Annotated in this window: 2 protein-coding genes and 1 pseudogene; 2 read left to right on the top strand and 1 reads right to left on the bottom strand. The window is 48.2% G+C overall.

Features of this window, described 5'->3' with window-relative positions; genetic code table 11:
* Together WG89_RS31880 and WG89_RS31885 are read left to right on the top strand one after the other, a co-directional pair.
* A pseudogene (locus tag WG89_RS31880) lies at positions 1 to 224 on the top strand (hypothetical protein); the annotation flags it as partial.
* A gap of 23 nt (positions 225 to 247) precedes the next feature.
* Positions 248 to 505 (top strand): transposase, encoded by a 258-nt coding sequence (locus WG89_RS31885; RefSeq protein ID WP_245663002.1) that lies wholly within the window; start codon positions 248 to 250, stop codon positions 503 to 505.
* A gap of 27 nt (positions 506 to 532) precedes the next feature.
* Here the strand turns inward: WG89_RS31885 and WG89_RS28960 are convergent.
* The coding region (locus WG89_RS28960) for a hypothetical protein (RefSeq protein ID WP_216638596.1) at positions 533 to 742 on the bottom strand (210 nt) is incomplete at its 5' end.

A 742-nucleotide genomic window follows, 5' to 3' on the forward strand; every position in this document is an offset into this window, starting at 1 on the left:
TGTCACTCAATCTTTCGAATCAGCAGATCGCCCGTGAGCTCGATTTGAACGTAAGTGACGTACAAAAAATGACTCGGCAACTCAGGCAGTCCGTATACGATAAGCGCCCTGAGGTAGTCCTCAGTGGTGAGGTAGAATGTGATGAGGTTTATGTGGTGGCTGGCCACAAAGGTCATCCAGAGGCTGTGAAAAAAAACGTCGAAAAGGACGAAGAAACAGACTGAGAGCTGCTCGTGGCCGAGGAACCTTGGAAAAAGAGAAACCACCCATCTTTGGTATGATTCAGCGAGGTGGCCAGGTAGTGATCCGTATGCTTGCCAATGTTAAACGGGCAACCATCAAGCCACTGATCAGAGCTACTATAGAGCCAGGCACTCTGGTGTACACGGATGAATACGCGATTTACAACGAACTGGCAGAATGGGGTTATGGCCATAAATCTGTCTGCCATGGAGCCGGTGAATATGCACGAGATGAGGACGGCGACAGTATTTTCCAATCCTGAAATGAGCCTGAAGGCAGGTACTACTACCTAACCCTCGGCTTGTCGCTCATGAACTAATTGAAACAGGATTTCTCTGGCTTGTTGCAGCTTTCTGGCCGCTTCATTATCGGTCATGGCTTCCGCTTTGTCCTTTAGTTGGTCCAGTGTAATCCCTTCTTTCAGGTACTGTTCTGGTTCCTTCAGTGACAGGAACTTTTCGTAAGGGGTCATCATGTTTTCATAGCGGTACACCTTCTT

Source organism: Endozoicomonas arenosclerae (assembly GCF_001562015.1).
Lineage (GTDB): Bacteria > Pseudomonadota > Gammaproteobacteria > Pseudomonadales > Endozoicomonadaceae > Endozoicomonas_A > Endozoicomonas_A arenosclerae.